At 71.2% G+C, this 9,381-nt stretch carries 9 protein-coding genes; all 9 read right to left on the reverse strand.

The features are described from left to right. Positions 1-36 precede the first annotated feature (36 nt). From AC07YS_RS01395 to cobO, 9 genes are read right to left on the reverse strand one after another with little or no spacing between them, the layout of a single operon-like run. Positions 37-765 carry an LrgB family protein gene (locus AC07YS_RS01395; RefSeq protein WP_095947756.1) on the reverse strand — a complete coding sequence of 243 codons (729 nt, stop codon included), beginning with the start codon at positions 763-765 and terminating at the stop codon, positions 37-39. Next, the gene (locus tag AC07YS_RS01400) at positions 762-1,115 is read right to left on the reverse strand and encodes a CidA/LrgA family protein (protein WP_056581435.1); all 354 of its coding nucleotides are present in this window, start codon (positions 1,113-1,115) and stop codon (positions 762-764) included. The genes AC07YS_RS01395 and AC07YS_RS01400 overlap by 4 nt, the downstream gene beginning before the upstream one ends. A gap of 54 nt (positions 1,116-1,169) precedes the next feature. Next, positions 1,170-2,186, reverse strand: a complete 1,017-nt coding sequence (locus AC07YS_RS01405) for an aminotransferase class I/II-fold pyridoxal phosphate-dependent enzyme (protein ID WP_495270107.1) — start codon at positions 2,184-2,186, stop codon at positions 1,170-1,172. Then, positions 2,183-3,163 carry an adenosylcobinamide-phosphate synthase CbiB gene (gene cbiB / locus AC07YS_RS01410; RefSeq protein ID WP_495270111.1) on the reverse strand — a complete coding sequence of 327 codons (981 nt, stop codon included), beginning with the start codon at positions 3,161-3,163 and terminating at the stop codon, positions 2,183-2,185. The genes AC07YS_RS01405 and cbiB overlap by 4 nt, the downstream gene beginning before the upstream one ends. Before the next feature lie 18 nt (positions 3,164-3,181). Then, positions 3,182-7,171, reverse strand: a complete 3,990-nt coding sequence (gene cobN, locus AC07YS_RS01415) for a cobaltochelatase subunit CobN (protein ID WP_495270108.1) — start codon at positions 7,169-7,171, stop codon at positions 3,182-3,184. Beyond that, positions 7,168-7,521 (reverse strand): DUF2149 domain-containing protein, encoded by a 354-nt coding sequence (locus tag AC07YS_RS01420; protein ID WP_070060498.1) that lies wholly within the window; start codon positions 7,519-7,521, stop codon positions 7,168-7,170. The genes cobN and AC07YS_RS01420 overlap by 4 nt, the downstream gene beginning before the upstream one ends. Next, positions 7,518-7,991 (reverse strand): MotA/TolQ/ExbB proton channel family protein, encoded by a 474-nt coding sequence (locus AC07YS_RS01425; RefSeq protein ID WP_159271949.1) that lies wholly within the window; start codon positions 7,989-7,991, stop codon positions 7,518-7,520. The genes AC07YS_RS01420 and AC07YS_RS01425 overlap by 4 nt, the downstream gene beginning before the upstream one ends. After that, the gene (gene bluB, locus AC07YS_RS01430) at positions 7,991-8,689 is read right to left on the reverse strand and encodes a 5,6-dimethylbenzimidazole synthase (RefSeq protein ID WP_495270109.1); all 699 of its coding nucleotides are present in this window, start codon (positions 8,687-8,689) and stop codon (positions 7,991-7,993) included. The genes AC07YS_RS01425 and bluB overlap by 1 nt, the downstream gene beginning before the upstream one ends. A gap of 5 nt (positions 8,690-8,694) precedes the next feature. Beyond that, a complete protein-coding gene (cobO, locus tag AC07YS_RS01435) occupies positions 8,695-9,264 on the reverse strand; it encodes a cob(I)yrinic acid a,c-diamide adenosyltransferase (protein WP_062479880.1) in 570 nt (189 codons plus the stop codon). Positions 9,265-9,381 lie beyond the last annotated feature (117 nt).

Consider the following 9,381-nt stretch of genomic DNA (forward strand, 5'->3'; position numbering starts at 1 on the left):
GGTCGTGCTCCTCGATGGATGAATGAACGATGGATGTCAGACGGTCATCAGCTTCACGATCAGCGGCACCAGCAGCGCGGTCGCGATGCCGTTGAGCCCCATCGCCAGGGCCGAGAACGCGCCCGCGGTCTCGTTCACCTGGATGGCGCGCGCCGTGCCGATGCCGTGCGCCGCCATGCCGACGGCAAAGCCGCGCACGGCGGGTTCCTTGATGCGCAGCAGGTTCAGCAAACCCGTCGCCATGATCGCCCCCGAGATGCCGGCGATGGCCGCGGCCACGGCGGCCAGCGACGGCAGGCCGCCGATCTTCTCGGCCACGCCCATCGCGATCGGCATGGTGGCCGACTTGGGCGCAAGCGACATCAGGAGCTCGCGCGAGCCACCGAGCACCCAGCCGATGCCGATGGCTGACACGATGGCGGCCACCGAGCCCACCAGCAGCGCCACGCCGATCGGCAGCCACAGGCGCCGCAGCCGGCCGACCTGGCTGTACAGCGGCACGGCCAGTGCCACGGTGGCCGGGCCGATGAGGAAGTGGACGAACTTGGCGCCCTCGAAGTAAGTGTCGTAAGGCGTGCGCGTGAGCAGCAGCACGCCCACGATGACGATCACCGACACCAGCACCGGGTTGACCATCGGGTTGCGCCCGCTGCGCGCATGCAGCCACAGCGCGCCCAGGTAGGCCAGCAGCGTGAGCGACAGCCACAGCAGCGGCGACTGGGCCAGGAAGACCCAGATTTCAGACAACTTGGCGGGCGCGTTCATTCGGCGTCCTTGCCCGTGATGCGGATCATCCAGCGCAGCGTGAGCGCGGTCACCGCCATGGTGAAGGCACCGCCCACGACGCCGGCCGCCAGGAACGGCAGCCACTCGCGCCCCACCCGCTCGAAATGCAGCATGACGCCGGTCACCGCCGGAATGAACAGCAGCATCAGGTTGCGCAGCAGGTGGCCCGAGGTGTCGGTCAACTCCTGCGGCACGCCGCCGCGCACCAGCAGGCCGACGAACAGCAGCAGCATGCCGATCAGCGGACCGGGAATCGGCAGCGACAGCCACTGCACGAGCAGTTCGCCCGCAAGCTGGCACAGGAAGAGCGTGGTGATGGCGTAGAGCATGGGCCTGTTCGTTTTCCTTTTCTTGAGACGGCCCTATTGTGGTGCGAGGTGCGCTCAGCCGCTGTGTCGTGCGGCGCTGGCCCTCGCCCACGCGGCCTTCAATGCGTGCTGGCTGGCCGGCGGCAGCACGCCCAGGCGCAGGTGCCCCGGCAGGCCGAAGGAGGCGCAGTCGCGCAGCTTGATGCCCTCGGCGCGCAGTGCGGCGGCGCGGGGCAGGTATGGCACGTCGGGCTGCGCACCGAAGAAGTTGGCGTCGCCGGACAGCACCTGCCAGCCCAGCGATTCGCACACGGCGCGCTGCCGTGCCTTCCAGTCGCGCAAGATGTCGAGGCTGCGCGCCAGCCAGCCTTGCGCTTCGTCGGTGGTCCAGGTCGTGAGCAACGCGACGCCGTGCGTGCCCAGCGGCCACGACGGTGCGAGGCGTGCGAGCCGCTCCAGCAGCGGGCCCGCCACGTCGGCGTTCGCAGGCGCGATGGCGTAGGCGGCGCGGATGCCCGTGAGGCCCATGGCCTTGTTCGGCGTCCACAGCTGCCAGAGGCGGTCGCGCTGCGCGGCGTCGTGCGAGGGCTGGCCTTCGAGGCGCAGCGGCTCGTAGGCCATGTCGAGCACGCAGACGGCATCGCTCGCGGCATGCTGCGCGATGTCGGGTTGCGGCTGGCCGAACGGGCTGGACGGTTCGCAGCACCAGCGCAGCGCGGCGCCGTCGGCCTCCTCGGGTGCGCGCCGCACGCCGAGGCCCCAGGCCAAGGCCGAGCGTTCGTAGTCGCCGTAGCTGTGCGCGGGCAGCCAGACCTCTCCGCCGTTTGCGTGTGCCACGGCGGCACTGATGCGGTGGATGAATTCGCTCGCGCTCGCCGCGATCGCTATGCGCCCCACGGCCACGCCGTGGAAATCGGCGAGCGCGGTGCGCAGCGCGGTGTAACGCGGATCGGGATAGTGCGCCGCGTCGGCCTCGCGCAGCGCGGCGAGCACCACGGGGCACGAGCCCACCGCGTTGCCGTTGGTCGAGAAGTCGTGCGGCGCGGCGCCGGTCTCGTCGGGGCCGCCGTGCACCATGCTTGGATTCGTCATGCCCACCTCGCCAGCAACGGCGACAGCATCGCGAGCGAAGCGATCACCGCCAGCCCCCACGCCGCCCGTTCACCGAGCTGTGCGGTGCGCGCGGTGTCGGCCGACGTGGCGGCGCGCCCTTCCCCGTTCAGCGCATACACACCCGGCTTCGCAAGCCGCACCCCCAACAGCAGCGCCATCGCCCCCATCGGCCAACCGCTGTTCGGCGACGGCGTGCGGCGCGCCTCGCGGGCCACACCGCGCGGCCAGCGGCCGGCCGCGAGGGCCAGCAGCAGCACGGTGAGGCGCGCGGGCAGCCACGAGAGCACGTCGTCGGCGCGCGCCGCCCACTTGCCGAACCAGGTCCAGTCGCGGCCACCGCGTTCGCCGCGGTAGCCCCACATGGCATCGGCGGTGTTGGCGAAGCGGTAGAGCGCCGCGCCCGGCAGGCCGAACAGCACGAACCAGAACACGGGCGCCACCAGCGAGTCGTTGAGGTTCTCGGCCAGCGACTCGATGGCGCTCTCGCGCACCTCGCGCTCGCTCAGCACCGAGACATCGCGGCTCACGAGGCGCGCGAGCCGTGCGCGGCCCGCGTCGAGCGATTCGCCCAGCGCGGCCTCGACCGCCAGCACCTCGTCGCGCAGCATGCGCCACGCAAAGAGCGGCTTGAACGCGAGCCCGAGCACCACGGCCATGCCCCAGACCGGCAGCCATTGCATCGCCAGGCTCTGCACCGCCGACGCGACGGCGAACGCCGCCATCGCGCCCACGCACCAGCCGAGCGCGCCCATCGCGAAGCCCGGCAGGTCGCGCGGCTTCGCGTCGGCGGCGCGCGGCGCGAGGCGGCTGCCGATCCAGTCCAGGTAGCGGCCCATCCACACGACCGGATGCAGTGCGGCGGGCGGCTCGCCCAGCCAGCGGTCGACGGCCAGTGCCAGCCACAAGGCGGCGACCAGCGCGAGGGCGAAGACGGCGAAAGGATCGAGCGCGGGCATAGCAGACATTCTCGTGAATCAGGCGACGGGCACGGACCTGCCGCGCCGCCATTGCACCAGCGCGCCGACGGCCAGCAGCAAGGCAGCGCCGAAAGCGGCGAGCAGGCGCGGCAGCACGGCGGACGGCGGCGGGGTGTCGGCGACGGGCTTCAGCTGGAGGCCGGCCACCGGTTGCGCGAGGTCCGGTGCGGCGGGCGATTCGGGTGCGGGCTGGGTCGCTTCGACGGGTGCGACGGCGGGTGCTGCGACGACCGGTGCAGGGGCAGTGACAGGCGACGGCGCCAAGGCAGCCTGCGCAAACCGCTGCACCGCCTCGTTCCGCTCCCGCAACCCCGTGGCACGCACCGCCTCCGTGTAGGCCTGCGCCAGCTCGCGCCGCGTCGTGGCATCGGGCGTCCAGTAGTTCAGTCGCACGGCGTCGAGCATGCGCTCCAGCGTCTGTGCGAAGGCGGCGCGGTTCTCGCGCTCCAGCCACTGCCGCGTGCCGAGCTTGTAGGTGTCGCGCACATAGACCTCGTGCAGCGACTGCCAGTGGTCCGCGCGCACCGCGGCGGGCGCGGTCGCCTGCCAGCCCCAGAGGAACTGCGCGGTCTTGAGCACCTGCAGCGCGCCGCTGTAGCCCTCGGCTTTCTGCGCTTCGATCCATTGCGGGTGCAGGTAGCGCGTCTGCATCTCGCGTGCGATGGCGCCGGCGGCGGTGTCGGTGCGCACAGCCGCACCGTCGCGCAGGTTCTGCACGTACAGCGCCGGGTCCTTGCCCGTGAGATGGCGCACGGCCAGCGCGATGCCGCCCAGGTACTGAAACGGGTCGTCGTTGGTCAGCACGCCATACAGGTTGGAGGTGCGCGCCATCAGCGCCGCATCGACCTGCGCGAGGTTGCCCGCGAAGGCGCCCGGGCGCGTCGCGCCGTCGAGGCCGCGCCCGTAGGCGTGGCCCATGCGGTCCATGTAGAGCCCGGCCATCTGCGCGTCGCCGCCGCCGCGCTGCTGGCCCTTCCAGAGCTCGGTGGCAAGCACCGCTTCCTCGAGCCCGGCGCCGTAGCTGCCCTGCTCGTTCGAGAACACGCGCGCGGTCGACCAGCGCCGCGCTTCGGTCGCCGTCGCGCCCCCGGCGCGCAGCGTGCGCGCCATCGCCTCGCTGTGCTGCGCGACGGCGTTGCCGGGCTCGTCGAGCGCGGCCACCTGCTGCACGGCCTCGTCGAGCCAGCGCATCACGTGCGGGAACTGGTCGCGGTAGGAGCCGGTGACGCTGATCAGCACGTCCATGCGCGGACGTTTCAGCACCGCGGCCGGCACGATCTCGATGCCGACCATGCGCCCCGCCTCGTCCCAGCGCGGCTTCACGCCCAGCGCGTGGAAGGCCTGGCTCTCGGTCACGCCCTGGTGGCGCGAGGCCTCGCCAGCCCAGAGCGTGAAGGCGATCTTCTGCGGCGCACGGCCGCCGTGGGTGCGGGCATGCGCGGCGATCCAGTCGTCCATCGCGGCGACGCCGGCGTCCCAGGCGGCGCGCGTGGGCACGCGGCTGGGGTCGAAGCCGTAGAGGTTGCGCCCGGTCGGCAGGCTGTCGGGGTCGCGCACCGGGTCGCCGCCGTAGCGCGACTTCAGGTAGCGGCCGTCGAGCGCGGTGAGCAGGCCTTCGATTTCCTCGTTGTGGGCCAGTACCGCGTCGAGCGCGCGGGCCCGGGCGGCAAGCGAACGCAAAGGTTCAGCATCGGTGGCCGTGTCGTTGCCCGCCAGCACGGCCTCCAGCCAGCGCGCAGGCTTCGAGGCCGCGATGCCCTGCGCATCGGTGAGGAACATCTCGTCCAGGTCTTCGCCCATCGCCTGCGCCACGGGCTTGCCGAGGATCTGCAGGATCGTCTGGCGCCGCCGCTGCGCATCGGGCGCCTCGCCGAAGGTGGCCAGGCCCAGCGGCTGCGCGGTCTGCGCCAGCTCGTCGAGGTACGGGTGCAGCACGGCGATGAAGCCGGCGAAATCGGCGCGGATGCGCGCGGGCGTCCATTGCAGGTCGCGGTCGTAGTGCTGCTCGACGAAGTCGGTGGTGAGGCGCCGTTCCAGTGCGGTCTTCACCGCGCCGGGCGACAGCGTTTCCCAGTCGTGCAGGCGTTCGTGCACGTCCCGCACGCCGGGGCGGAAGCCCGCGGGCGTGAACATGGGCGTCGAGTGGCTCACCATCGTCGCGCGGCCGCGGCGCTTGGCGGTGGTCGCCTCGCCGAGGTTGTCCATGATGTACGGGTAGACGTTGGGCACGTCGCCCAGCGCGAGCAGCGGGTCGTCCTGCACCGAGAGCCCGCGCTCCTTGCCCGCCGACCACTCGACCGTGCCGTGCGTGCCCACGTGCACCAACGCGTCGGCGCCGAAGCGGCTGCGCAGCCAGAGGTAGGTGGCGAGGTAGCCGTGGCTCAGCGGCACGGCCGCGCGGTGGTAGACCTGCTGCGCCTTGTCGGCCACCTGCGTGCCGGGCTCGAAGCGCGGTGGCTGGCGCAGCACGACCACCTGGCCGAACTGCACGCGCGGCACCACGAAGGCCGGCGCGCCGGCCACGGGCCGCAGCATCGTCGAGGCCTCGGGTGGGCCCCAGTAGGCTTCGATGCGGCGTTGCGTGTCGGTGGGCAGCGCGCGAAACCAGGCGAGGTACTGCGACAGCGGTAGCGTGTCGGCCAGGCCCTGCTCGAGCAGCGGCTGCAGCGCATCGCCGCCTTGCGCCGTCGGGTAGTAGGCCTTCATCGTGGCCTGCACCTGTGCGATCACCTTGTCCGCGCCGGGTGCCTCGGTGCGGTAGCCGGCCGCCTGCATCGCGGACAGCATCCGGTCGACGCTGCGCGGCACGTTGAGGAACGACGCGCCGAAGTTGGCCTCGCCCGGCGGGTAGTTGTAGACCAGCATCGCCACGCGGCGCTCGGCGGCGGGCGTGCGCCGCAGGCGCAGCAGCGCGGCGGCCTTGTCGGCCACGGCGTCGATCTGCGCAGGCAGCGGCTGCAGGCTGCCGGTGGCGGCGTCGCGAGCGGTGACCAGCATCGGGTCGGTCATGCCCGCGAGTTCGCTCGGGCTGTAGTAGGCCGCGATGTCGGTCTGCGCGAGGCCGTCCTTGCTGCGCGCCCATTGCGCCGCGTCCATGGCCAGCGAGGGCAGCGTCTGCAGCACGGGCACGCCGATGCGTTCGAGTTCGGCCTTGCGTTCGTTCGGGCTGAACACCAGTGCGGCGTTGATGAGGAGGTCGGCCACGCGGCGCTCGCGCTCGCCCTCCCCCGAGTGCGTCATGCGAAAGAACAGGTCCTTCTGCTGGCGCGGGCCGTAGAAGGCGTAGGCGCGCAGGCCACGCTGCGCGAGCGTGCCGATCAGGCGGTCGAGCCAGTCGGTGTCGTCGCTGGTGAGCGTGGCGCTGTTGACGGCGATGGCGACGGTGCCTTGACCGCCCGGCAATGCCTCGACGGCCGCGATGCTGCTTTCGACGCGCGGCCAGTCGGGGTGATAGAAGCCCGCGAGCGGCAACGGCACGGGGTCGGGCAGACCGGCGACATCTCCGACGCGTGCCATCGCCTGCACCGAGGCCTTCAGGTTCGCTTCGCCCGGGAAACGCCAGTAGGCGCGCAGGCGCTGCGCCCAAGCCGCATCGACGCCGCGCTCGGCCGCGAGCGGCGGCACCTCGGGTGGTTTCTGCCCCTTTGCCACGAGCGCGAATTCACCGATCTGCACATAGGGAACGGAGGTTCGCGCGATGACTTCGCCGAAGCGCGCCGCCGCCGACTGGGCGACGCTGAGGTGCGGCGCATCGATGACCAGCAGGCGCGCGCCATCGAGTGCGGTAGCCAACGCCTCGGGCGCGTCCTGCGCAGCCGACACCACCTGCAGCGGCACGCCGGCCTCACGCGCCGCCGTCTGCAGCCGCACCACACGCGCAGGTGACACCAGCGCCGTGCTCAGCACCACGACACCCGACTCGGCCGCCACCGCAGGCTGCGCCACCAGGCACAGGAGCCCGAGCCAGAAGACGAAAAGCCGCGTCACTTCCCGCCCGGCGCCGGCACCGCGTCCGCCGGCACGTAGATCATCGTGCCGTCCTTCAGGCGCCAGGCGGTGCCGGCCTTCTCGCCATCGCCCTGCCCCGTCGCGCCGCTGGCCTTGAAGCGCGTGACCTTCCGGCCTTCGCGCGTGATGATCTCCATGTCGGGCTGGCCCTCGTGGCGGATGACCGTCACCTTGTCCTGCGAGAACGGGTTCACCGGGTTGTTGATGACCGCGATCATCAGCATGCCGATGACGACCATGAAGACGTCGATCAGGTTGATGGTCGAGAGCACCGGGTCGTCGTCGTCGCTGTCCAGGCTGCTCAGGATGGAGAACTGGCGTCGGCTCATGACAGCCGGTCCCGCGCGTCGAGCAGCATCACCAGCTCGCGCATGAGCCAGCGGCGGCGCACGGTGTAGACCACGAAGGTGATCGAGGCCGAGGCCAGCGCCACGATCACGGCCGCGAACGCGGGCGCCAGGCTCTGCGCCACGCCCTGCGATTCGCCCGAGGCCACGGCCACGAGCGCCGGGCCCATGGGGATCATGGTGGCGATCAGCCCCAGCATCGGCGCCACGCGGCTGCACAGGCGCACGCCTTCGAGCTGCTTGAGCACGACCAGCTCCATCTGTTCCTGGCTGGCCTGCGCATGAGGCTGCAGCACCAACGCACGCGACGGGTCGCGTCGGCGCTGCCACCACTCGATGCCGAAGGCGCCGAGGCAGTACACCGCATAGACGAAGGACAGCAGCACGCCGAGCGTCACGGGCCACAGGAACAGCCGCGCAAGCTCGAAGAGAACGGTGTCGAAGGCCAGCATCAGGTGGGCTCCACGCAAGAAGATGAAGTGGAAGAAGAATCGAACAGGTCCGACGGCCGGCCCCAGCTTTCGTCGAACACCAGCGAGGCCAGCGGCGCACGCCGGGCCCAGCGTTCGCGCTGCAGCATCGGCTCTTCGTAGAACGCATGCACCGGGCCCAGGCACAGCAAGGCGATCGGTTCGGCGCCTTCGGGCAGGCCGAGCAGCACGCCCAGCTCGGCGGGGTCGAACAGCGACACCCAGCCCATGCCCAGCCCTTCGGCACGCGCCGCAAGCCAGAGGTTCTGGATGGCGCAGGAGGCCGAGGCCAGGTCCATCTGCGGCAGGGTACGGCGGCCGAACACATGCGGCTCGCGGCCGTCGGCCAGCGTCACCACCAGCAGCTCGGCCGCGTCGAGCACGCCCTGCACCTTGAGGCGCATGAACTCCTCTTCGCGTTGGCCGAGCGCGCGGGCGGTGAGCACGCGTTCGCGCTCGACCACCTCGTGCAACTGCCGGCGCAGCCCTTCGCCGCGCACGCGGATGAAGCGCCACGGCTGCATGAAGCCGACGCTGGGCGCATGGTGCGCGGCGTCGAGCAGGCGGCGCAGCACCTCGGGCGCCACCTCGCCGCCCGCAAAGTGGCGCATGTCGCGCCGCTCGTGGATGGCGCGGTACACCGCCTTCGCCTCGTCGGCCGCGAACGCATGCGCCACCATCGGGGTCAGTCCTCGATGCCGCGCTGCGCCGGGATGCCGGCCTTGAACGCGTGCTTGACCATCTGCATCTCGGTGACGGTGTCGGCCAGCTCGATGATCTCGGGCGGGCAGCGGCGGCCGGTGAGCGCGACATGCACGTGCTTGGGGCGCGCGCGCAGGGTCTCGAGCACGCCTTCGAGCGGCAGCCAGCCGTAGATCAACGGGTAGGTGATCTCGTCGAGCACCACGAGGAAGAAGTCGCCCGACAGGATGGCGGCCTTGGCCTTCTCCCAGCCGTCGCGCGCGAGCTGACCCGAGCGTTCGAGGTCCTGGCTCTTCCAGCTGAAGCCGTCGCCCAGGCCTTCGATGGGAATGCCGATCTGCTCGAACATGCGGTGCTCGCCGAAGCGCGCCGAGGGCACCTTCATGAATTGGTAGATCTTCACGGCCTTGCCGCGGCCGTGTGCGCGCAACGCGAGGCCGAATGCTGCGGTGCTCTTGCCCTTGCCGTCGCCGGTGTTGACGATGACGATGCCGCGGCGTTCGCCTTCGGGTTTTTCGTAGGGCTTTTCGCTGGGAGGGGTTTCTATTTGCATGAGGGGTTCCGTTCTTGGGTGTTCTTGTGGTTCAGGGCGTGTGCGCAGGCCACCGGGTACTTCCCTCCGCGAATGTCCCCCGGGCTTCGCCCTCCTCCTTGATTTCGCTGCGGGAAG

This window comes from Variovorax sp. GW458-11-26-14-LB1 (assembly GCF_059423965.1).

Bases quoted from the DNA above. Each gene is read 5' to 3' on its own strand.
- AC07YS_RS01395 (WP_095947756.1), bottom strand. From the start codon at position 765: ATGAACGCGCCCGCCAAGTTGTCTGAAATCTGGGTCTTCCTGGCCCAG.
- AC07YS_RS01400 (WP_056581435.1), bottom strand. From the start codon at position 1,115: ATGCTCTACGCCATCACCACGCTCTTCCTGTGCCAGCTTGCGGGCGAA.
- AC07YS_RS01405 (WP_495270107.1), bottom strand. From the start codon at position 2,186: ATGACGAATCCAAGCATGGTGCACGGCGGCCCCGACGAGACCGGCGCC.
- cbiB (WP_495270111.1), bottom strand. From the start codon at position 3,163: ATGCCCGCGCTCGATCCTTTCGCCGTCTTCGCCCTCGCGCTGGTCGCC.
- AC07YS_RS01420 (WP_070060498.1), bottom strand. From the start codon at position 7,521: ATGAGCCGACGCCAGTTCTCCATCCTGAGCAGCCTGGACAGCGACGAC.
- AC07YS_RS01425 (WP_159271949.1), bottom strand. From the start codon at position 7,991: ATGCTGGCCTTCGACACCGTTCTCTTCGAGCTTGCGCGGCTGTTCCTG.
- bluB (WP_495270109.1), bottom strand. From the start codon at position 8,689: ATGGTGGCGCATGCGTTCGCGGCCGACGAGGCGAAGGCGGTGTACCGC.
- cobO (WP_062479880.1), bottom strand. From the start codon at position 9,264: ATGCAAATAGAAACCCCTCCCAGCGAAAAGCCCTACGAAAAACCCGAA.